Source organism: Amycolatopsis sp. NBC_01286 (assembly GCF_035982555.1).
GTDB lineage: Bacteria > Actinomycetota > Actinomycetes > Mycobacteriales > Pseudonocardiaceae > Amycolatopsis.
On record NZ_CP108428.1, the window covers coordinates 7,567,311 to 7,592,440 of the forward strand.

Here is a 25,130-nt window from a genome sequence, read left to right on the forward strand (position 1 = left end):
CGTCGTGCCGGTGGTGCTCGACGTCGCGGCCCTGCGCCGCCGGGCCCGCACCGAAGCGGTGTCGTCGATCCTGCGCGGCATCGTCGGCCGCGTCCGCCGTGACGCTTACACCGGATCCGCCACGAGTAGCCGGTTCGCCGGGCTGGACGCCGCCGCGCGCCGGGCGTCGCTTGTGGAGCTGGTGCGCTCCGAGGCGGCGGCGGTGCTCGGCAGCAGTGCTCCGCAGGCCGCGTCGCGGGCGTTCCGCGACGTCGGCTTCGACTCGTTGACCGCGGTGGACCTGCGCAACCGGCTCGCCGCGGCGACCGGCCTGGTGCTGCCGACGACCGTGGTGTTCGACTACCCGAACCCCGGCGCGCTGGGCGGATACCTGGACGCCGAGCTGTCCGGCGTGACCCCGGCGGCCACGCCGGTGAAAGCCGCGGCGGCCGCCGACGACCCGGTCGTGGTCGTGGGCATGGGCGTCCGGCTGCCGGGTGGCGTGACCAGCCCCGAAGACCTGTGGGACCTGCTGAGCCGCGGTGGCGACGCCATTTCGGGCTTCCCGGCCGACCGCGGCTGGGACCTGGACCCGGCCGGGTCGTTCGCGCGGCTCGGCGGCTTCCTCGACGACGCCGGCCTGTTCGATCCGGAGTTCTTCGGGATCTCGCCGCGGGAAGCCGTGGCGATGGACCCGCAGCAGCGGCTGCTGCTGGAGACGTCGTGGGAAGCCCTCGAACGGGCCGGGATCGACCCGGCTTCGGTGCGCGGCCGCGACGTCGGCGTGTTCACCGGCGCAGCCGGGCAGGACTACGGCGCGCGGCTGCACGAGGTCACCGGGCCGGGTGAGGGCTTCGCGCTGACCGGGACGTCGCCGAGTGTCCTTTCCGGCCGGGTGTCCTACGTGCTCGGCGCGCAGGGGCCGTCGCTGACGGTCGACACGGCGTGTTCGTCGTCGCTGGTCGCGCTGCACCTGGCGGCGCAGTCGCTGCGCTCGGGTGAGTGCTCGCTGGCGCTCGCCGGTGGTGTGACGGTGATGGCCTCGCCGGGCGTGTTCGTGGAGTTCGCGCGACAGGGCGGCCTCTCGGCCGACGCGCGGTGCAAGGCGTTCTCGGACACCGCGGACGGCACCGGCTGGGCCGAGGGCATCGGCGTCCTCGTGCTGCAACGGCTGTCCGACGCCCGGCGCGACGGCCGGGAGATCCTGGCCGTGGTCAAGGGCACGGCCGTCAACCAGGACGGTGCGTCCAACGGCTTGACGGCGCCCAACGGCCCGGCCCAGCAGGCGGTGATCCGCCAGGCGCTGGCCAACGCGGGTCTGCGTCCGTCCGAAGTGGACGCGGTCGAGGCGCACGGCACCGGCACCGTGCTGGGTGACCCGATCGAGGCCCAGGCGTTGATCGCGACCTACGGGCAGGACCGGGACGCGGCCCGGCCGTTGCTGCTGGGGGCGTTGAAGTCGAACATCGGGCACACCCAAGCCGCGGCCGGGGTCGCGGGCGTGATCAAGATGATCCTCGCCCTGCGCCACGGCACTCTGCCGCGGACCCTGCACGTCGAGCGGCCGTCGGCCCAGGTGGACTGGTCGGCCGGGACCGTGCGGCTGCTCACCGAGGAGACGGCCTGGCCCGAGGGTGACGGCCCGCGCCGCGCCGGTGTCTCGGCGTTCGGCGTCTCGGGCACGAACGCCCACGTCATCCTCGAACAGGCGCCGCTCGCCGAGTCCATTGTGGACGCCGAGCCGGTGGCCGGGATCGTGCCGCTGGTCGTGTCGGCCCGCAGCGAGCGGGCGCTGGCCGCGCAGGCGGACCGGCTGCTGACCGCCCTCGACACCGATCTCGGCGCTGTCGCCGGTGCGCTGGTCTCGTCGCGCGCGGTGTGGGAGCACCGCGCGGTCGTCGTGGCCACGGACCGCGAGCGGGCCCTCGACGGCCTGCGCACCGTCGCGTCCGCCGGGCTGCGCCGTGGTGTCGTGCGCGGTGAGGTCGACCCCGCCGTGGAAGGCGTCGGTGTCCTGTTCACCGGCCAGGGGTCCCAGCGGGCCGGGATGGGCCGTGAGCTGTACGAGACGTTCCCGGTGTTCGCGGAATCGTTCGACGCGGTGTGCGCGGAACTCGACCCGCTTCTGGGGGTTTCGCTGCGGGAGGTCGTGTTCGGGACCGAGCTGGACGGCACGCTGTTCACGCAGGCGGGCCTGTTCGCGGTCGAGGTCGCGATGTTCCGGCTCGTGACGTCGTGGGGTGTGCGGCCGAAGGTGGTCGCCGGGCATTCGCTGGGGGAGATCACGGCCGCGCACGTCGCCGGAGTGTTTTCCCTGGCCGACGCGGCGAAGCTGGTGGCGGCGCGTGGCCGGCTGATGGCCGACCTGCCGCCGGGTGGCGCCATGGTCGCGATCGAGGCGGCCGAGGCCGACGTGCTGGCGGCCCTCGACGGCGCGGTCTCGATCGCGGCGGTCAACGGACCGCAAGCCGTGGTCGTCTCCGGTGCCGCCGAGGCGGTGCACGCCGTTGCGGCGGAGTTCGCCGCGCGCGGTTGCCGGACCAAGGCGTTGACGGTCAGTCACGCGTTCCACTCGCCGCTGATGGACCCGGTGCTCGACGAACTGCGCACGGTCGCCGAGTCCTTGACCTACCAAGAATCCACGGTCCCTGCGGTGTCCACCGTGACCGGTGCCGTCGTGACGGACGACTGGCGTTCCCCGGAGTACTGGGTCGAGCAGGTGCGCCGTCCGGTGCGCTTCGCCGACGCCGCCACCGCGATGGGACCGCTGTCGGTGCTGCTGGAGCTGGGACCGGACGGCGTCCTCACGTCGCTCGCCGACGCCCTCGGCGTGCCTGCGGTTGTGCTGACCCGGCGGGATCGGTCCGAACCCGAGACCGCCGTCCTCGCGCTGGCCGAGCTGTTCGTGCGCGGCAACGACGTCGACTGGGCCGCGCTCGTGCCGGCCCCGCGCCGCGTGGTGCCGCTGCCGACCACGGCGTTCCAGCGCCGTCGCTTCTGGGCCGAACCCCCGGCGGCGCGGATCGTCGACGCCGACGCGCCGTTCTGGCAGGCCGTCGAAGCCGGGAACAGCGCGACCCACGGCGACCCCGCTGCCCTGGAAACCGCCTTCGCCGCGCTGTCACGGTGGCGACAGGACCAGCAGGACGAGTCGACCGTGCGCTCCTGGTCCTACCAGGTCGAGTGGGAACCCGTCAGCCACGAAGTCTCGCCGCTCACCGGCCGCTGGCTGGTGCTGTCCACCGCGGACACGGCCGTCGACGCGATCACTCTCGACCCGGCCGCGGCCGACCTGGCCGAACGGATCACCGCGGCCGGCCCGGTCGACGGCGTGGTGTGCCTGGCGGACACCGTGACCGACCTGGTGGCCGCAGTGCGCGCGCTGGTGGCCGCCGGGACGACCGCGCGGCTCTGGTGCGTCACCCGTGGCGCGGTCACCACCGGTGGAACCGACCCCGCTCCGGACCCGCACGCCGCGGCGACCTGGGGCCTCGCGCAGACCGTCGCACTCGAACACCCCGAGCTGTGGGGCGGCATCGTCGACGCCACCGACCCGGCCGAAGCGATCGCCGTGCTCACCGGCACCCCGGCCGAAGACCAGCTCGCGATCCGCCCAGCCGGCGTGTTCGCCCGCCGCCTGGTCCCGGCACCCGAAGCGACGTCCGGCGCGGGCTGGACACCGCGCGGCACTGTCCTGGTCACCACCGCGATCGACGGCGTCGCCGCGCCGGTCCTCGACCGGCTCGCCGCCGACGGCGCGGAACACCTGGTACTGCTGGACTTCCGCGGCGACGCGGCCACACCGCCCGCCATGCCCGACGGCGTCCGGGTGACGTTCGCGGCCTGCGCCCCTGACGACCGCGACGCCGTCACCGCGCTGCTCGCGCAGTACCCGCCCAACGCGGTGGTCCACACCGCCGCCGTCACCGGCGATGTCACCGCCGCCGTCGACCTCGCCCCGGCGGACTTCGCGGCCGGCGCGGCCGCCGCGCTGCTCGACGAACTCCTGCCCGACCTCGACGCCTTCGTGCTCTTCTCCTCGGTGGCCGGGGTGTGGGGCTCGGCGGGCCAGGGGGCCGCCGCGGCGAACACCGGCTTCCTCGACGCCCTCGCGCACTCGCGACGCGCCCGCGGCCGGACGGCCCTCGCCGTGGCCTGGGGCCCGTGGTCGAACCCGGACGTCCGGCACGCCGGCCCCGCCGACGAGCAGGCACGCCGCGGTGTGCTGCCGATGCTGGACGCCGACCTCGCCCTGACCGCCTTGGCGCACGCGCTGCGCCACGACCGCCCGGCGGTGGTCATCGCCTCCGTCGACTGGGCGCGGTTCGTCCCGCTGCTCACCGCCCGGCGGCCCAGCCCGCTCCTGCGGGCGCTGGCCGGCGCGGACACCCCGGTGGCCGGTTCCGTCGCCGACGACCTGCGCGCCCGGCTGGCCGGGCTCGACGCCGACGCCCGGTCGGCGCTGCTGGTGGGCCTGGTGCGCACCGAAGCCGCCGACGTGCTCGGCGCCGGTGAAGGCATCGGCGCACGGCGCTCGTTCCGCGACACCGGGTTCGACTCGCTCACGGCCGTGGAGCTGCGCGACCGCCTGCAGGCCGTGACCGGGCTCGCGTTGTCCCCGACCGTCGTGTTCGACCACGCCGACCCGGTCGCGCTCGCCGCCCACCTCGAGGCTGAGCTGACCACCGGCGACGCGCCTGTGACGACGACCGAAGCCGCCGTCACGGCGACCGACGAGCCCATCGCGATCGTCGGCATCGGCGTCCGGCTGCCCGGCGGCATCACCACCCCGGACGGCCTCTGGGAGCTGCTGCGCACCGGCGGCGACGCGATTTCGGCGTTCCCGGCCGACCGCGGCTGGGACGTCGACGGCCTCTACGACGCCGACCCCGACGCGGTCGGCAAGTCCTACACCCGCTCCGGCGGCTTCCTGCGTGACGCGGCCCTGTTCGACCCGGGCTTCTTCGGCATCTCGCCGCGCGAGGCCCTGGCCATGGACCCGCAACAGCGGCTGTTGCTGGAGACCTCCTGGGAGGCCCTGGAACGGGCGGGCGTCGACCCGACGTCACTGCGCGGGCAGGACGTCGGCGTCTTCACCGGCCTCTCGTACCAGAACTACGGGCAGGGCGCCCGCGACGCGGACCTCGACGGCCTGCTCTCGATCGGCGGCACCGGCAGCGTCGCGAGTGGCCGGGTCTCCTACGTCCTCGGCGTCCGCGGCCCGGCGATGACGGTCGACACGGCGTGTTCGTCCTCGCTGGTCGCCATCCACCTCGCCGCGCAGGCCCTGCGCTCGGGCGAATGCACGACGGCGCTGGCCGGCGGCGCGGCGATCATGGGCACGCCCATGCCGTTCGTGGACTTCTCCCGCCAGCGCGCGCTGTCCGCGGACGGCCGCTGCAAGCCGTTCGCGGCGGCCGCTGACGGCACGGGCTGGGCTGAAGGTGTCGGCGTGCTCGTGCTGCAGCGGCTCTCGGACGCCGTCCGCGACGGCCGCGAGATCCTCGCCGTGGTCAAGGGCACCGCCGTCAACCAGGACGGCGCGTCCAACGGGCTGACCGCGCCCAGCGGGCCGGCCCAGCAGGCCGTGATCCGCCAGGCACTCGCCAACGCCGGACTGTCCACTTCGGACGTCGACGCCGTCGAGGCGCACGGCACCGGCACCGCGCTGGGCGACCCGATCGAGGCCCAGGCGCTGCTGGCCACCTACGGCCGTGACCGTGACGTCCCGCTCTGGCTGGGCTCGCTGAAGTCCAACATCGGGCACGCGCAGGCGGCCGCCGGGGTCGCTGGCGTGATCAAGATGATCCTCGCCCTGCGCCACGCCGTGCTGCCGAAGACGCTGAACATCGACGAGCCGTCCGCGAAGGTCGACTGGTCGAGCGGAGCCGTCGCGCTGCTGACCGAGGAGACGTCCTGGCCCGAGCTGGGCCGCCCGCGTCGCGGCGCGGTGTCGTCGTTCGGCGTCAGCGGCACCAACGCGCACATCATCCTGGAACAGGGCCCCGAGGGCGCTCCGGCCGTCGAGGACGAGCCGGGCGTCACGCCGCTCGTGGTGACCGCCCGGACCGAAGCGGGACTCACGGCGCAGGCCGATCGGCTGGCCGAGTTCCTGGCCGGTGACGGCGACTTCGCCGGTGTGGCCGGATCCTTGGGCGCGGCACGGGCGCGCTGGGAGCACCGCGCCGTTGTCGTGGCCGCGGACGCCGCCGAGGCGGTGGCCGGGTTGCGGGCGCTCACCGGACCCGAGGTCGTGCGTGGCGTCGCCGGCGCCGACACCGGCCGCACCGTGCTGGTCTTCCCCGGCCAGGGTGCGCAGTGGCCCGGCATGGGCGCGGACCTGTGGGCCACCGAACCGGTGTTCGCCGCGCGGATGGCCGAGTGCGAGGCCGCCCTGGCGTCGCATGTGGACTGGTCCCTGTCCGACGTCGTGCGCGGCCGGGACGCCGCGGCCCTCGACCGGGTCGACGTCGTGCAGCCCGTGTCGTGGGCGGTGATGGTGTCGCTGGCCGCGCTGTGGCGCTCGGCCGGGCTGCGCGTGGACGCCGTCGTCGGGCACTCGCAGGGCGAGATCGCGGCGGCCTGCGTGGCCGGCGCGCTGTCACTCGCCGACGCCGCGCGGATCGTGGCGCTGCGGAGCAAGGTGATCGGCGAAGAACTCTCCGGCCACGGCGGGATGCTCTCGATCGCGACCGGCGCGGACGACGTCGACCTCACGGCCTGGGACGGCCGGGTCGAGCTGGCCGCGGTGAACTCGCCGTCCGCCGTGGTTCTCGCGGGCGAACCCGCGGCGCTGGCGGAGGTCCGCGACCGCTACGACGCCCGTGGCGTCCGGACGCGGCTGATCCCGGTGGACTACGCCTCGCACACCGTCCAGGTGGCCGGCGTCGCCGAGCAGCTGACCGCCGTCCTGAGCGGCACCGAACCGGCCGCGCCCGCCATCCCGTGGTACTCCACTGTGGACGGTGCCTGGGTGACCGGCCCGCTCGACCCCGGCTACTGGGTGCGCAACCTGCGCCAGCCCGTGCGCTTCGCCGAGGCGATCGCGGCGCTGGGGGAGCAGGGCTTCGGCGTGTTCGTCGAGTCCAGCTCGCACCCGGTGCTGACCGCCGCCGTCCAGGACACGCTGGCCGGCACCGACGTCGTCGTGGCCGGGACGCTGCGGCGCGACCAGGGCGACCGCGCGCGGTTCGTCCGGTCGCTGGCCGAGGTGTTCGTCCGGGGCGTCGACCTGACCTGGGCCGGGTTCCTGCCGGCACGCCGCGCGTCCTCGGCGATGCCGACGACGGCGTTCCAGCACCGGCACTTCTGGCTGCGGCCCGAGGCGGCCACCGGCGACGCGGCCGGTGCCGGCCTGACCGACGCCGGCCACCCGCTGCTCGGCGCCGTCGTCGACACCCCGGACACCGGCACCCTGGTGCTCACCGGCCGGCTCAGCCCGGCCCGGCAGCCGTGGCTCGGCGAGTACGTCGTCGACGGCGCGCGCCTGCTCCCGCCCGCGGTCCTGGTGGAACTGGCGATCCAGGCCGGCGACCACACCGGCTGCCCGACGCTGGAACGCTTCGACGCCGGTTCCGCGGCGGTCCTGCCGGAGGACGGCGCCCTGCGCGTCCAGGTCGTGGTCGGAGCCGCTGACGACACCGGACGGCGCACGATCGCCGTCCACACGCGGCCGGAGACCGAGGACGCCGCGTGGACGTGCCACGCCAACGGCATTCTCTCCACCGCGCTCACCACCGCAGCGCCCGCTGAAGAGTGGCCGCCGTCAGGCGCTCAGGCCGTCGACGTTCTCACCGAGCACGGCCCGGCCTTCACGGCCGCCTGGCGCCGCGGCCGTGAGCTGTTCGCCGAGGTCACGCTGCCGGAGCCGATCGACCCTGCGGGCTTCGCGCTGCACCCGGCGTTGCTGGACACCGCGCTGCAGGCGATCGACGGCGAGCTGCCGGTCGCGTGGACCGGCGTCACGCTGCACGCCACCGGCGCGACCGTCGTCCGGGCGCACCTCACCCCGGCAGGCGACGGCTGGTCCGCCGAGCTGACCGACCTCGCCGGGCAGCCGGTGCTGTCCGTGGCCTCGGTGACGACCGGCCGCGTCCGCGCGGTGCGGCCGGAACCGGCCGACTCGTCGTACGGCCTCGACTGGCTCGCGCTCCCGGACCTGGTCGCGGCCTCTGTCGGGCGTACACGGACTGTGCAGGACGCCGCGGGATTCGCCGAGCCCGCCGACTGGTACCTGCTGCCCGTCCCGGCCGAACCCGCCACGCCCGAAGGCATCCGGGCCGCGACGGGCCGGGTTCTGCTGGTGCTCCAAGCTTTCCTGGCCGACCCGAACCTCGCGGACGCGCGGCTGGCCGTGCTGACGCGCGGCGCGGTGGACCCGCTCGGCGGGGACGCCGACCCGGTCGCGGCGTCCGTGTGGGGCCTGGTGCGCGCCGCGCAGACCGAGAACGCCGGCCGGATCCTGCTGGCCGACGTCGACCGCGACCTCACCGACGCCGCTCTGCCGGCCGGTGCGGCCGCCGCCGGGGAGTGGCAGCTCGCCGTGCGCGACGACGTCGTGTGGGTGCCGCGCCTGACCCGGCTCACCGCCGACGCCGAGCGCGTGGCGGTGCTGAACCCCGCGGGCACCGTGCTCGTCACGGGCGGCACCGGCACGCTGGGCGCCGTCGTCGCCCGGCACCTCGTCACCGAGCACGGCGTGCGCAGCCTGCTGCTGTCGTCCCGTCGCGGCCTCGACGCCGAAGGCGCCGAAGACCTGCGGGCCGAACTCACCGGGCTCGGCGCCCGCGTCGACGTCGTGGCCTGCGACGTCGCCGAGCGCGAGCAGGTCCGCGCGCTGCTGGCGCACGTCCCGGCCGACGCGCCGCTCACCGGCGTGCTGCACCTCGCCGGGCTCCTCGACGACGGCGTCATCGCCGCCCTGGACTCCGGCCGGCTCGACACCGTCTTCCGGCCGAAGACCGACGGCGCGATCCACCTCGACGAGCTGACCCGCGACCACGACCTCGCCGCGTTCGTGCTGTTCTCCTCGGTGTCCGGCCTGATCGGCGGCCCGGGCCAGGGCAACTACGCCGCCGCGAACGCCTTCCTGGACGCGCTGGCGACCCGGCGGCGGGCCGCGGGCCTGGCGGCGACGTCGCTGGCGTGGGGTCTGTGGGCGCCGGCGAGCGGGATGACCGCGCACCTCGGCGCCGCCGACACCGCGCGGATGGCGCGCTCCGGCATGAAGGCGCTCGGCGAGACGCAGGGCATGCGGTCGCTGGACCTCGCGCTCGGCTCGGCCCGTGCCGTGCTGGCGCCGATGCTGCTGGACGTCCCGGCGCTGCGGGCCCAGGCCCGCTCGGGTGCCGCGCTCTCGCCGCTGCTGCGGACCGTGGTCGGGCACGTCCGGGCCACCGCGACCAACACCGCGGCGGTCACCGGCGTGCCGACGCTGCTCGCCGGCCTCGACACCGCCGCCCGGCGCGCGCTGCTCGTCGAGCTGGTGCGGACCGAAGCGGCCGTGGTGCTCGGCGGCGACACCCCGCTCCCGGAGTCGCGGGCCTTCCGCGACGTCGGCTTCGACTCGCTGACCGGCGTCGACCTGCGCAACCGGCTGGCCGCCGCGACCGGGCTGACGCTGCCGTCCACCGTGGTCTTCGACCACCCGAACCCCGGTGCGCTGGCCGACTTCCTGCTGGCCGAGCTGTCCGGTGTGGTCCAGGAGGCCGCGCCGGTGGCCGCCGCGATGGTGACCACCGACGACCCGATCGTGATCGTCGGCATGGGGGTCCGGCTGCCGGGCGAGGTGGGCAGCCCGGCGGACCTGTGGGATCTGCTGCGCCGCGGCGGCGACGCGATCTCCGGCTTCCCGGACGACCGCGGCTGGGACGTCGACACGCCCTCCACCACCCGCTCCGGCGGGTTCCTGAGCGGCGCCACCCTGTTCGACCCCGAGTTCTTCGGAATCTCACCGCGCGAAGCCGTCGCGATGGACCCGCAGCAGCGGCTGCTGCTGGAGACGTCGTGGGAAGCCCTGGAACGGGCCGCGATCGACCCGCAGTCGCTGCGCGGCCAGGACGTCGGTGTGTTCGCGGGCGCGTCGCCGCAGGGCTACGGCGGCGCCCTCGGCGACAGCGAGGGCTTCGCGCTGACTGGGACGTCGCCGAGTGTCCTTTCCGGACGGATCTCGTACGTCCTGGGCGTGCGCGGCCCGGCCGTCACGGTCGACACGGCGTGCTCGTCGTCGCTGGTCGCGCTGCACCTCGCGGCCCAGTCGCTGCGCTCGGGTGAGTGCTCGCTGGCGCTGGCCGGCGGTGTGACGGTAATGGCGTCGCCCGGCGTGTTCGTGGAGTTCTCCCGCCAGGGCGGGCTGTCCGCGGACGGCCGGTGCAAGGCGTTCTCCGCGGCCGCCGACGGCACCGGCTGGGCCGAAGGCGCCGGTGTCCTCGTGCTGCAACGGCTGTCCGACGCGGTCCGCGACGGCCGTGAGGTCCTGGCCGTGGTCAAGGGCACCGCGGTCAACCAGGACGGCGCGTCCAACGGCTTGACGGCGCCCAACGGCCCGGCCCAGCAGGCGGTGATCCGGCAGGCGCTGGCCAACGCCGGTCTGGCCGCTGCGGACGTCGACGCGGTGGAAGCCCACGGCACCGGCACGGTGCTGGGTGACCCGATCGAGGCGCAGGCGCTGATCGCGACCTACGGCCAGGAACGGGACGCGACGCGGCCGTTGCTGCTGGGGGCGCTGAAGTCGAACATCGGGCACACCCAGGCCGCGGCGGGGGTCGCGGGCGTGATCAAGATGGTGCTCGCGCTCGGCCACGGCGTCCTGCCGCGGACACTGCACGCCGACGAGCCGTCGGCCGAGGTCGACTGGTCGGCCGGGACCGTGCGGCTGCTCGCGGAGGAAACCGCGTGGCCGGACCGCGGTGCACCGCGCCGGGCCGGCGTGTCGTCGTTCGGCGTCTCCGGCACCAACGCCCACGTCGTCCTGGAACAGGCGCCCGCCGCCGACCGGGCCGAGCCCGATGTGGACGTTCCGGTCGTGCCGCTCGTCCTGTCCGCGCGCAGCGAGGAGGCGCTGACCGAGCAGGCCGACCGGCTCGCGGCGTTCCTCACCGACCGCACCGACCGCACCGACCTCACCGCCGTCGCCGGTTCCCTGCTGTCGTCGCGCTCCCGGTGGGAACACCGCGCGGTCGTCGTGGCCCGGGACCACGCGAGTGCCCTCGCCGGGCTGCGTGACGGGACCGCCGTCCGGGGCGAGGTCGACCCCGCCGTCAGCGGCGTCGGTGTGCTGTTCACCGGCCAGGGTGCGCAGCGGCCGGGCATGGGCCGCGAGCTGTACGAGACGTTCCCGGTGTTCGCGGACGCGTTCGACGCCGTGTGCGCGGAGCTGGACCGGTGCCTGGGCGACACCGTCCCGGTGCGCGACGTCGTGTTCGCCGAAGCGGGTTCCGCCGTCGCGGCGTTGCTCGACGACACGTTGTTCACCCAGGCCGGGCTGTTCGCGGTCGAGGTGGCGATGTTCCGCCTGACCGAGTCGTGGGGCGTCCGGCCGCAGGTCCTGGCCGGGCACTCGCTGGGTGAGATCACCGCGGCGCACGTCGCGGGCGTGCTGTCGCTCGAGGACGCGGCGAAGCTGGTGGCGGCGCGCGGCCGGCTGATGTCGGACCTGCCGCCGGGCGGCGCGATGGTCGCCATCGAGGCGTCTGAGACGGACGTGCTGGCCGCGTTGACCGACGGCGTCTCCATCGCCGCCGTCAACGGGCCGGACTCGGTCGTCATCTCGGGTGCCGCGGACGCGGTGCATGCGGTCGCGGCGGAGTTCGTCGGCCGCGGTCGCCGTACGAAGGCGCTGACGGTCAGCCACGCGTTCCACTCCGCGCTGATGGACCCGATGCTCGACGCGTTCCGCGCGGTCGCCGAAACCCTGACCTACGGGCCGCCGTCGATCCCGGTGGTGTCGATGGTGACCGGCACGCTCACCGACGACCTGCGCACTCCGGAGTACTGGGTCGAGCAGGTGCGCCGTCCGGTGCGCTTCGCCGACGCCGTCGCCGCGATGGGACCGCTCTCGGTGCTGCTGGAACTGGGCCCGGACGGCGTTCTCACGTCGCTGATTGACGCGCCTAGCGTCGTGCTGACCCGGCGGGACCGGCCCGAGGCCGAGACCGCCGTCGCCGCGCTGGCCGAACTGTTCGTGCGCGGCAACGACGTCGACTGGACCGCGCTGGTCCCGGTCCCGCGGCACGCCGTGGCGCTGCCCACGACCGCGTTCCAGCACCGCCGGTTCTGGCTGGCCCCCGTCACGTCCGGCGACGCCACGAGCCTCGGCCAGGTGTCCCTGGACCACCCGATGCTGGCCGCGGTGATGGAGGCCCCCGGCACCGGCGGTGCCGTGCTGACCGGCCGGTTGTCCACGGCGCTGCAGCCGTGGCTGGCCGACCACGCCATCGACGGCGTGGTGCTCGTCCCCGGGGCGGCCCTGGTCGAGTTCGCCGTCCAGGCGGGCGACCAGTGTGGCGTGCCGGTCGTCGACGAACTGGTCGTCGAGACGCCGATGGTGCTCACCGGCGCCGCGGCGCTGCGGGTGCAGGTGATCGTCGGCGAGACCGACGAGACCGGCCGGCGCGAGGTGGCCGTCCACTCCCGCCCGGAGCACGGTGCACCCGGCTGGACCCGGCACGCGACCGGCTGGCTGACCACCGAACCCGCCCCCGCGACGCCGTTGTCCACTTGGCCGCCCGCCGAGGCCCAGCCGGTCGACGTGACCGGCTTCTACGACACCCTCGCCGCGCGCGGCTACGGCTACGGGCCGGCCTTCCAGGCCCTGACCTCGGCCTGGACGCGTGACCGTGAGTTCTTCGGCGAGGTGACGCTGCCCGAGATCGCCGACCCCGCCGGGTTCGCCGTCCACCCCGCGCTGCTCGACGCGATGCTGCACGTGGCGCTGGTCGGGCTCGGCCCGGACGACGGGTCGCCCGTCGCGCTGCCGTTCGCGTGGAACCGCGTCGCGGTGCACGCCACCGGCGCCCGCAGCGTGCGCGTCCACGTCTCGGAACTGCCCGACGGCTCGGTGGCGATGACCGTCGCCGACCGGACGGGCGCGCCCGTGCTGGCGCTGGGTTCGCTGGTCAGCCGGCCGATGCAGGCCCCGGCCGCCACCGGTGACGACGCGATGTTCGCCGTCACCTGGACGGCGTTGCCGCAGGCGGAACCGCGGCCCGCGGAGGTCCGGTACGTCACGACGGCCGCCGACGTCACGGAACCGGCGCCCTGGCTGGTGCTGCCGGTCGACACCGGCGCTCCCGAGCAGTCCGAACCCGAGCGGGCGCGGACGGCCGTCGGCACGGTTCTCGCCGTCCTGCAGGCGTTCCTGACCGACGAGTCCACAGTGGACAGCAAGCTGGTCGTCACCACGACCGGTGCCGTCGCCACAGGCACCGAGGACGTCGACCCGGTCGCCGCGGCCGTCTGGGGCCTGGTGCGGACCGCGCAGACCGAGCACCCCGACCGGGTCGTACTCGCCGACCTCGACGCCCCGGCCGAGTTCGTGCCCGGGATCGCCGCGTTCGTCGAGACCGGCGAGACGCAGTTCGCCCTGCGTGACGGCCGGGTTCTCGTGCCCCGGCTGGTGCGGGCCGGTGCCGGTGAGCTGACCGTGCCCGCCGGGACCACGTCGTGGGCGCTGGCGACGACCGGCGGCAAGACCCTCGACGCGCTGGCCCTGCTGCCGCACCCCGAGCTGCCGGAAACCCTGACGGGCAGCCAGGTCCGGCTCGCCGTCCGGGCCGCCGGCCTGAACTTCCGCGACGTCCTGACCGCGCTGGGCCTGTACCCGGGCGACACGGGCCGGCTCGGTGCCGAGGGCGTCGGCGTCGTCACGGCCATCGGCCCGGACGTCACCGGCCTGCAGCCCGGCGATCGTGTGTTCGGCCTGATGGGCCACAGCTTCGGCCCGGTCGCGGTGACCGAGGCCGACCTGCTCGCCCCGGTGCCGGAAGCGTGGTCCGCCGAAGCGGCCGCGACCGTGCCCGTGGCGTTCCTGACCGCGTACTACGCCCTGGTCGAGCTGGCGGACCTGCGGCCGGGCGAGAAGATCCTGATCCACGCGGCCGCCGGCGGCGTCGGCATGGCCGCCGTCCAGCTGGCCCGCCACCTCGGTGCCGACGTCTTCGCCACGGCGAGCCCGGGCAAGCACGACGTGCTGCGCGGGATGGGTATCCCGGACGACCACATCGCGAACTCGCGAACCCTGGACTTCGCGGCGAAGTTCGGCACGGTCGACGTCGTGCTGAACTCGCTGGCGGGGGAGTTCGTGGATGCGTCGCTGGGGCTGCTGGCCGAGGGTGGCCGGTTCCTGGAGATGGGCAAGACCGACATCCGCGACGCCCACCCCGGCGTCATGTACCGGGCGTTCGACCTCTACGACGGCGGGCCGCCGCTGATCGGGCGGATGCTGGCCAAGCTGGTCGACCTCTTCGAGACCGGTTCGCTGCGGCTGCTGCCCTTCACCACCTGGGACGTCCGCGACGCCGTCGCCGCGTTCCGGCACATGGCCCAGGCCCAGCACGTCGGCAAGAACGTCCTCACCGTGCCGCGCACGCTCGACCTGGCCGGGACGGTGCTGATCACCGGCGCCGGCGCGCTCGGCACGCTCGTGGCCCGCCACGTCGTCGACCTCGGCGTGCGCAGCGTCGTTCTCGCTTCCCGCCGTGGCCCGGCCGCCGACGGTGCTTCGGAGCTGGTCGCGGAACTGCGGGAGCACGGCGCCGACGTCGAAGTGGTCGCGTGCGACCTGGCCGACCGCGCTCAGGTGCGGGCGCTGCTGGCGGGGATACCGGCGTTGACCGCGGTGATCCACACCGCCGGGGTCCTGGCCGACGGCGTTGTCGCCGCCCTCGACGCCGAACGCGTGGACACCGTGTTCCGGCCCAAGGTCGACGCGGCCGTCCATCTCGACGAGCTGACCCGCGACCGCGACCTGGCCGCGTTCGTCCTGTTCTCCTCCGCCTCCGGCGTCCTCGGCGGGCCCGGGCAGGGCAACTACGCCGCCGCCAACACGTTCCTCGACGCGCTGGCCGTGCGCCGGCGCGCCGCGGGGCACGCCGCGACGTCGCTCGCCTGGGGCCTGTGGCGCCAGGACGGCGGCATGACCGGGCACCTCGCGGCGGCCGACACGACCCGCATGGCACGGTCCGGCCTCGGTGTCGTCGAAGCCGCGCATGGCATGGCGCTGCTGGACGCCGCGCTGGCCAGCCCGGCGGCGTTGCTCGTGCCGATGGTGCTCGACCTGCCCGCTCTGCGTGCTCAGGCGCGGTCGGGACCGATGGCCCCGATGCTGCGCGAGCTGGCCGGCCCCGGCCGGCGCACCGCGCACACCGCCGCGCCCGCCACCGGCGTTCTGGCCGGCCTGACCGGGCTCGACCCCGAACAGCGGCTGGCCGCGCTGACCGACCTCGTCACCGCCGAAGCCGCGATCGTCCTCGGCGGCGGCCGCGGGATCGGCGCCGCCCGGGCGTTCCGTGACGCCGGGTTCGACTCGCTGACCGCGGTCGAACTCCGCAACCGGCTCACCAAGGCCACCGGCGTCCGGCTGCCCGCGACGGTCGTGTTCGACTACCCGACCCCGCGCGCCCTGGCCGGGTTCGTCGACGGCGAGCTGTTCGGCGCGACCGCCGTGGCGGCCCCGGCGCACACCGCCGTGACCGACGACCCGGTCGTCATCGTCGGCATGGGCGTCCGGCTGCCGGGCGGCGTCGCGACCCCGGACGAGCTGTGGGAGCTGCTGCGGACCGGGCGTGACGCGATCTCGGCGGTCCCCGCCGACCGCGGCTGGGACCTCGGCGACAACCACCCGCGCTCGGGCGGGTTCCTGCACGACGCGGGCTCGTTCGACCCCGGCTTCTTCGGCATCTCGCCGCGCGAGGCCCTGGCGATGGACCCGCAGCAGCGGCTGTTGCTCGAGACGTCGTGGGAAGCGCTCGAACGCGCCGGGATCGATCCGTCCTCTCTGGGCGGCCGGGACGTCGGGGTCTTCACCGGCCTGGCCTACCAGGGCTACGGCGCCGGCGTGCGGTCCGCGGAGCTGGAAGGCCTGCTGGGCACGGGGTCGGCGAGCAGCGTCGCCGCGGGCCGGGTGTCGTACGTGCTCGGGGTGCAGGGTCCCGCGGTGACGGTGGATACGGCGTGTTCGTCGTCGCTGGTGGCGATCCACCTGGCCGCGCAGTCGCTGCGCTCCGGCGAGTGCTCGGTGGCGCTCGCGGGCGGGGCGTCGGTGATGGCGTCGCCGTCGATGTTCACCGAGTTCTCCCGCCAGGGCGCGCTGTCCGGCGACGGCCGTTGCCGCGCGTTCGCCGAATCGGCCGGGGGCACCGGCTGGGCCGAGGGCGTCGGCGTCTTGGTGCTGCAACGACGGTCCGACGCGCTGCGGGAAGGCCGGGAGATCCTGGCCGTCGTCCGCGGCACGGCCGTCAACCAGGACGGCGCGTCCAACGGCCTGACCGCGCCCAACGGCCCGGCCCAGCAGGCGGTGATCCGTCAGGCTCTGGCCAACGCGGGGCTGCGGCCGTCCGAAGTGGACGCCGTCGAGGCGCACGGCACCGGCACGACCCTCGGGGACCCGATCGAGGCCCAGGCCCTGATCGTGACGTACGGCCAGGAGCGCGACGAGCCGCTGTGGCTCGGCTCGCTCAAGTCCAACATCGGGCACGCGCAGGCCGCCGCGGGCGTCGCCGGTGTGCTGAAGATGGTCCTCGCCATGCGGCACGGGACGCTGCCGCGGACGCTGCACGTCGACACGCCTTCGTCCAAAGTGGACTGGGAATCCGGTGCTGTCCGGCTGCTGACCGACACGACGCCGTGGCCCGAGGCCGGACGCCCGCGCCGGGCCGGTGTCTCGTCGTTCGGCGTCTCCGGCACGAACGCCCACCTCATCCTCGAACAGCACCCGATGGAGGTGCCTACCACACCCGAACCCACCGGAGAGCTTCTCCCGATCGTGGTGTCGGCCCGGTCGGAAGCCGGGCTGGCGGCCGAGGCGCGTTCGCTGGCCGACTGGGTCACCGGCCACGCCGACCTCGGCGCGGTGGCCGCGTCGCTGCTGTCGGATCGCGCGCTCTGGGAGCACCGCGCGGTGGTCCTCGCGACGGACGTCACCCAGGCCGCGGACAGTCTGCGCGGCCTCGCGGACGGCGTGCCGGACCCCGGGGTCGTCCACGGCGTCACGCGGACCCCGGGAAAGACCGCGCTGGTCTTCCCGGGCCAGGGCGCGCAGTGGCCGGGCATGGGCGCGGACCTGTGGGACACCGAGCCGGTGTTCGCGGCCCGGATGGCCGAGTGCGCGGCCGCGCTGGCGCCGCACGTCGGCTGGTCGCTCGCCGATGTGGTCCGCGGCCGCGACGCCCTCGACCGGGTCGACGTCGTGCAGCCGGTGTCGTTCGCCGTCATGGTGTCGCTCGCGGCGCTGTGGCGGTCCGTCGGCCTGCGGGTCGACGCCGTGGTCGGGCACTCGCAGGGCGAGATCGCCGCGGCCGTCGTCGCGGGCGCGCTGTCGCTCGAGGACGGGGCGAAGATCGTGGCCCGGCGCAGCCTGCTGATCGCCGCCCGGCTGTCCGGGCACGGCGCGATGCTCGCCGTCGGGATCTCCGGCGACGAAGCGGCCCACGACCTCGAAGACCTCGCCGGCCGAGTGGAGATCGCGGCCGTGAACTCGCCGTCGTCGACGGTCCTGGCCGGCGAACCCGAAGCCTTGAACCAGCTGCGCACAGCTTACGAGGAGCGCGGGGTGCGCGTCCGGCTGATCCCGGTGGACTACGCGTCGCACACCGTCCAGGTCGCCGGGATCGCCGACGAGCTGGCCGACGCGCTCGGCGACGTCGCCGCAGTCACGCCGTCGATCCCGTGGTACTCCACAGTGGACGATCGCTGGGTCACCGAGCCGGTGGCCGACGGCTACTGGCTGCGGAACCTGCGTCAGCCCGTCCGGTTCGCCGACGCCGTGAAGGCGCTGGGGGAGCAGGGCTTCGGCGTGTTCGTCGAGTCCAGCTCGCACCCGGTGCTGACGACCGGCGTCCAGGACACCCTGGGTGAGCCCGGCGCGATCGTGGCCGGCACGCTGCGGCGCGACCAGGGCGACCGTGCCCGGTTCCTGCGGTCGATGGCCGAGGTGTTCGCCGAGGGCGCCGACGTCGACTGGACCGGCTTGGTCCCGGCACGCCGGACGACACTGCCCACGACCGCGTTCCAGCGCAAGCACTTCTGGCTCCACGCTGTCGACGGCGGCGTCGCCGGGGCCGGGCTGGAGACCGCGGAGCACCCGCTGCTCGGCGCGGTCGTCGACATCCCGGAGACGGGCGGGCTGGTGCTGACGGGCCGGGTTTCGCCCGCCACCCACCCGTGGCTCGCCGGCACGCTCGTCGAGCTGGTGATCCAGGCGGGCGACCACGCCGGCTGCCCGGTGGTCGACGACCTGCGGATCGAAACCCCGCTCGTGGCGCCGGCTCGCCTGCGGGTGTCGGTCGGTGCCGCCGACGAGACCGGCAAGCGGCCGGTCACGGTCCACTCCCGCCCGGACGGCACGGACACCGCGTGGACCCGCCACGCCACCGCGACCCTCGGCACCGACCCGGCGCCGCGTCCGGCGTCGACGCCGGAATGGCCCCCGGCCGGAGCCGAGCCCCTCGACGTCGACGACTGCTACGACCGCCTCGCCGCTCAGGGCCACCCCCACGGGCGTGGCCTGCGAGCGGCCTGGGCCCGCGGCGAGGACCTCTTCGCCGAGGTCACCCTGCCCGAGGCCGTCGAACCCGCCGGGTTCGCGATCCACCCCGCTCTGCTCGACGCCGCGACGCACGTCGTGCTGGCCCGCGCCGGGACGGACCCGGTGGCGGCCGCCGACTGGACCGGCCTGACGGTCCACGCCACCGGCGCCACCACCGTCCGGGTCCACCTCGTGTCCACAGGGGACGGTGGGCACGCGCTCGACCTGACCGACCCGGCGGGCGAGCCGGTGCTCTCGGCCCGGTCCGTGCACACCCGGCGAATCCAGGCCACGACCGCCGCTCGCGAGACGAGCCTCTACGCCCTCGACTGGGTCCCGCTGCCCGAACCGGCCGCGGTACCGGCGGTGGCTCCGGTGGAGCTGACCGGCGCCGCGGACCTCGCCGAGGTTCCGGACTGGTTCGTGCTGCGGGTCGACACCGGCGCGCCCTCGCGAACCGAGCCGGAGCGGGTGCGGCAGGTCCTGGAGCACGTTCTGCTTGAGGTGCAAGGCTTCCTGGCCGAACCCGCCTACGCGGACGCCCGGCTGGCGGTCGTGACGCGCGGCGCCGTGAGCGTCGCCGAGGACGTGCCCGATCCGGTCGCCGCCGCCGTGTGGGGGCTGGTGCGCTCGGCGCAGTCGGAGCACCCGGACCGGCTGCTGCTCGCCGATCTCGACGACGAGGCCGGTATCGCGGCCGCGATAGCGGCTGGCGAAGGGCAGGTCGCCGTCCGCGGTGGCCGTGCCTGGGTGCCGCGGCTGCGGCGCACCACCACCGACGACAAGCAGGCTGAGCTCGACCCGGCGGGCACCGTGCTCGTCACCGGCGGCACCGGCACGCTGGGCGCGCTGGTGGCCCGGCACGTGGTGGCGGCGCACGGCGTCCGCAGCCTGGTCCTGGTCTCCCGCCGTGGCCCCGACGCCGACGGCGCGGAAGACCTGCGGGCCGAGCTGACCGGGCTCGGTGCCCGGGTCGACGTCGTCGCCTGCGACATCGCCAACCACGACCAGGTCCGCACACTGATGGCGCGGGTCCCGGCCGACGCGCCGTTGACGGCGGTCGTGCACACCGCGGGCGTCCTCGACGACGGTGTCCTCGCCGCGCTCGACGCCGACCGGATCGACACCGTGTTCCGGCCCAAGGCCGACGGCGCGGTCCACCTCGACGAGCTGACCCGCGACCGCGACCTGGCCGCGTTCGTCCTGTTCTCTTCCGCCTCCGGCACCCTCGGCGGGCTCGGCCAGGGCAACTACGCCGCCGCGAACGCCTTCCTCGACGCGCTGGCCGAACGCCGTCGCGCCGCCGGGCACGCCGCGACGTCGCTCGCCTGGGGCCTGTGGGCACCGGCGAGCGGGATGACCGGCGACCTGGCCGCGGCCGACACCGCGCGGCTGGCGCGCTCGGGCATGAAGCCGATCGGCGCCGAACAGGGGCTGCGGCTGCTGGACAGCGCGCTGGCCACGACCCGGCCCGCGGTGGTGCCGGTGGTGTTCGACGTCGCCGCGCTGCGGCAGCAGGCCCGCACCGGACCGGTGCCGGCGCTGCTGCGGGAGATCGTCGGGCACGTCCGCGCCACCGCGTCGGCGGCCGGAACCGGCCTGGCGGCCCGGCTGGCCGGGCTCGACGCGGCCGGCCGGCGCGAGGTGCTGGTCGAGCTGGTCCGCGCCGAAGCGGCCGTGGTCCTCGGCGGCGCGGCACCGGGCGTGTCCCGGGCGTTCCGCGACGCCGGTTTCGACTCGCTGACCGCCGTCGACCTGCGCAACCGGCTCGCGACGGCGACCGGGCTCGCCCTGCCGTCGACGCTGGTGTTCGACCACCCGAACCCCGCCGCGCTCGCCGACCACCTGGGCTCGCGGCTCGCGGGCACCGAACCGACGGCCGACGCAGCCGTGGCTGTCAGCAGCACCGACGACCCGGTCGTGATCGTCGGCATGGGCGTCCGCCTGCCGGGTGGCGTGACCAGCCCGGACGGCCTGTGGGAACTGCTGCGCCGCGGCGGCGACGCCATCGCGGAGTTCCCGGCGGACCGCGGCTGGGACGTCGGCTCCACCGGGTCGTTCGCCCGACGCGGCGGGTTCCTCTACGACGCCGGGCTGTTCGACCCGGAGTTCTTCGGGATCTCCCCGCGCGAGGCCCTCGCGATGGACCCCCAGCAGCGGCTGCTGCTCGAAACGTCGTGGGAAGCTCTGGAGCGGGCCGGAATCGACCCGGTTTCGCTGCGCGGCCACGACGTCGGCGTGTTCACCGGCGCCGCCGCGCAGGACTACGGCACGCGACTGCACGAAGGTGCCGGCAGCAGCGAGGGATACGCACTGACCGGGACGTCGTCGAGTGTGCTGTCGGGCCGGGTGTCCTACGTGCTCGGCCTGCGCGGCCCGGCCGTCACCGTCGACACGGCGTGTTCGTCGTCGCTGGTGGCGCTGCACCTGGCGGCGCAGTCGCTCCGCTCGGGCGAGTGCTCGGTGGCGCTGGCCGGCGGCGCCACGGTGATGGCGTCACCGGGCGTCTTCGCCGAGTTCGCCCGGCAGGGCGGGCTGTCCGCGGACGGCCGCTGCAAGGCGTTCGCCGACGCCGCCGACGGCACCGGCTGGGCCGAAGGCGTCGGCGTCCTGGTGCTGCAGCGGCAGTCCGACGCGCTGCGCGACGGCCGCCAGATCCTGGCCGTGGTCAAGGGCACCGCGGTCAACCAGGACGGCGCGTCCAACGGCCTGACCGCCCCCAACGGCCCAGCGCAGCAGGCCGTGATTCGGCAGGCGCTGGCCAACGCCGGACTGTCCACATCGGACGTCGACGTCGTCGAGGCCCACGGCACCGGCACCACGCTGGGCGACCCGATCGAGGCCCAGGCCCTGCTGGCGACCTACGGGCAGCGCGACGCCGGGCAGCCCGTGCTGCTCGGTGCGCTGAAGTCGAACCTCGGCCACACGCAGGCCGCCTCCGGCGTCGCAGGCGTCGTGAAGATGGTGCTGGCGCTGGGCCACGGCCTGGTGCCGAAGACGTTGCACGCCGACGAGCCGTCGTCGCAGGTGGACTGGTCGGCCGGGGCGTTGTCGCTGGTGACCGAGGAGACGGCGTGGCCGGAGCGCGCGACGCCGCGCCGAGCCGCCGTGTCCGCGTTCGGGGTGTCGGGCACCAACGCCCACATCATCCTCGAAGCGGCACCCGCGGTGTCCGATTTGTCCACTGTGGCTGCCGGGCCGGTGCCGCTGGTCGTGTCGGCTCGGTCGGCCCGCGCGTTGACCGAGCAGGCCGCGCGCCTGGCCGAGTTCCTTCAAGACGGCGCCGACCTCGCCGCGACGGCGGGCTCGCTGGTGGCCGGCCGGACGACGTGGGAGCACCGGCTCGTCGTCCCGGCGCTGGGCCGGGACGAGGCCGTGGCCGCACTGCGCGACGGCACCGGCGTCGTCCGCGGTGAGATCGATCCCGCCGCCGGCGGCGTCGGGATCCTGTTCACCGGGCAGGGCGCGCAGCGGCCGGGCATGGGCCGCGAGCTGTACGAGACGTTCCCGGCGTACGCGGCGGCGTTCGACGCGGTGTGCGCGCAGTTCGATCCGTTGCTGGGTATTTCCCTGCGGGAAATCGTGTTCGGTGAGGACATGGACGGCACGCTGTTCACCCAGGCCGGGCTGTTCGCCGTCGAGGTGGCGATGTTCCGGCTCGTCGAGTCGTGGGGTGTCCGGCCGAAGGTGCTCGCCGGGCACTCGCTGGGCGAGATCACCGCGGCACACGTGGCCGGGGTGTTTTCCCTGGCAGACGCGGCGAAGCTGGTCGCGGCGCGCGGCCGGTTGATGTCGGCGCTGCCGCCGGGTGGCGCCATGGTCGCGATCGAGGCCGCCGAGGCCGACGTCCTCGCCGCCCTGGGTGACGACGTGTCCATCGCCGCGGTGAACGGGCCGGAGTCCGTCGTGGTGTCCGGTGCCGCCGAGGCGGTGCACGCCGTCGCGGCGGCGTGCACCGAGCGCGGCCGCCGGACCAAGGCGCTGACCGTGAGCCACGCGTTCCACTCGCCGCTGATGGACCCGGTGCTCGACGAACTGCGCACGGTCGCCGAGTCGCTGACCTTCCGGGACGCCGTGATCCCGGTCGTCTCGACCGTCACCGGCACGGTGACCGACGACCTCGGCACACCCGGTTACTGGGCCGAGCAGGCCCGGCGCCCGGTGCGCTTCGCCGACGCCGTCACCGCGATGGGGCCGCTTTCGGTGCTGCTCGAACTCGGGCCCGACACGGTGCTGAGCACGTTGGCCAACAGCCTCGACGGCATCGCACCCGCGGTCGCGTTCACCCGCCGCGACCACGCGGAGGCCGGCACCGCGCGCACCGCGCTGGCCGAACTGTTCGTGCGCGGCATCGACGTCGACTGGAGCGCGCTCGTCCCGGCCCCGCCGCGTCCGGTGGCGCTGCCGACGACCGCGTTCCAGCACCGGCACTTCTGGCTCAAGCCCGCCGACACCACGGTCGTCGACGCGGCCGACGCCGAGTTCTGGCAGGCGGTGGATTCCGGGGACGTCTCGTCGCTGGCGGACACCGGCGACGCCGCGGCGTGGGCGGCCGCCCTGCCGCTGCTGGCGCGCTGGCGCCAGACCCGCCGGGCCGAGTCCGAGCAGCGCGAGTGGACCTACCGGATCGGCTGGGACCGGGTGCTGCCCGGCCGGGCCGTCGTGGGTACCTGGCTGCTGCTGACCGACCCCGGCGCGGCCGAAGACGGCGTCACGGCGGCGTTCGCGGCGGCCGGGATGACCACGAAGACCGTCGTGCTGTCGCCGCACCGCGACGAGCTGGCCGACCGCATCACCGCGGCCGGCGCGGTGGACGGCGTGCTGTGCCTGTCCGACCGGGTCGAGCAGGTGGTGGTGGCGATCCAGGCCCTGCGCGCCACCACCACCGGAGCCCGGTTGTGGGCCCTGACCCGGGCCGCGGTCGCCACCGGGGACGCCGACGTCGTCGCCCCGCGCGCGTCGCTGATCTGGGGGCTCGGCCAGGTGGCCGGGCTGGAGCACCCGGACCTGTGGGGCGGGCTGGTCGACGTGCCGGCCGACGCGGACTCCCGGCTGCTGGCCGACGTCGTCGCCGTGCTGACCGGCGGCAGCGGCGAGGACCAGGTCGCGGTCCGGACCACGGGGGTGTTCGCCCGCCGCCTGCACCGCGCCCCGGACACCTCGGCGTCCGACGCGCAGTGGACTCCCCGCGGGACCGTGCTCGTCACCGGCGGGACCGGGGCGCTCGGCGGGCACGTCGCCCGCTGGCTCGCCGGGAACGGCGCGGAGCACCTGGTGCTGCTGAGCCGCGCGGGCGACGCCGCCCCCGGCGTACCTGCCCTGGTCGCGGATCTCACCGGCGCCGGGGCCCGGGTCGACGTCGTCGCCTGCGACATCGCTGACCGCGACGCCGTCGCCGCCGTCCTGGCCGCCTACCCGCCGGACGCTGTTGTCCACGCGGCCGGCGTCAACAGCGAAGCGACGTTGATCGAGGACTACGAGGCCGCGGACGTCGCCAAGGTGCTCTCGGCCAAGGTCGACGGCGCCGCGATCCTCGACGAGCTGCTCGGCGACCGGCCGCTGGACACGTTCCTGCTGTTCTCCTCGATCGCCGGAGTCTGGGGTTCGGCGGGGCAGGGCGCCTACGCCGCGGCCAACAGCTACCTCGACGGCCTGGCGCACGCCCGCCGGGCCCACGGGCTGGCCGCGCACGCGGTCGCCTGGGGACCATGGTCGGGCGGCGGCATGGCCGGCCACGGCGACATCGAACGGGAGCTGCGCCGCCGGGCCGTGCTGACCATGGCCCCCGGGCCCGCGCTCGCCGCGCTGGGCCGGGTGCTGCGGCAGGACCGGCCGGCGGTGGTCGTCGCGGCCATGGACTGGCCGCGGTTCGCGCCGATCTTCACCGCGGCCCGGCCGAGCCCGCTGCTCGGCGGCTTGCCCGAGGTCCGCGAAGCCCTGACCGTCGGCACCGAGCCCGGCGCGGGTGCGGACCTGCGGTCGCGGCTGGCCGAGCTGCCCGCCGCCGACCGGCTCGAGGTGCTGATCGAGCTGGTCCGGGCGGAGGCGGGCGCGGTGCTGGGCAGCGTCGAGCCGATCGGCGTGCTCCGGGCGTTCAAGGACGTCGGGCTCGACTCGCTCACCGCGGTCGAGCTGCGCGACAAGCTCGCCGCGGCCACCGGGCTCACGCTGCCCGCGACGGTGGTCTTCAGCTACGCCGACGCCACGGCGCTGGCCGGGCACCTGCTGACCCGGCTCGCGCTGCCGGCCCCCGACGAACCGCCCGCACCCGAACCCGACGACGAGGCCCTGATCGCGGGCATGGACGTCGACGAACTCGTGCGCCTCGCACTGGACGGAACCGACTCATGACCACCGGAGGACCCGTGGGCACGCCCGATGCCAAGCTCGTCGAGGCGCTGCGGAAGGC

Annotated in this window: 1 protein-coding gene (only partly in view); it reads left to right on the plus strand. The window is 75.3% G+C overall.

What is annotated here, in order from left to right; all coding sequences use genetic code 11:
- Positions 1-25,072, plus strand: partial view of a type I polyketide synthase gene (locus OG570_RS35380; RefSeq protein ID WP_326953262.1) — the 3' portion only. Its footprint begins 18,590 nt before the window's first position; only the last 25,072 of its 43,662 coding nucleotides appear in the window; its start codon lies beyond the left edge, outside the window; the stop codon is at positions 25,070-25,072.
- Positions 25,073-25,130: the final 58 nt, after the last annotated feature.